Raw genomic sequence first — 239 nt, forward strand, 5'->3', positions numbered from 1 at the left:
CCCTCAAAAAGGGTGATCCCCTTCCCTACGGAACGGCAAAGGAACGCGCTGCATACGACCGCGCGCACGTCCAACAGGGCACCGCTGGCGGCTACGGTTATGACAAGCTGACGGCGGCTCTGTCCGGGCTCTATATCGACGGCGTGCGCCTGATGGATCATTGCGAACACAACGAGCCCGGCACCGTTCGCCTGTACGCGCGTTATCTGAAAGATTACGACGCGCGCGGTATCCAAATG

General features: G+C 60.7%; 1 protein-coding gene. It reads left to right on the plus strand.

What is annotated here, in order from left to right:
* The coding region (locus AC1RPR_RS09060; RefSeq protein ID WP_481763618.1) for a hypothetical protein at window positions 1-239 on the plus strand (239 nt) is incomplete at both ends.

The organism is Dellaglioa sp. CoH-57-MRSF-22 (genome assembly GCF_056781895.1).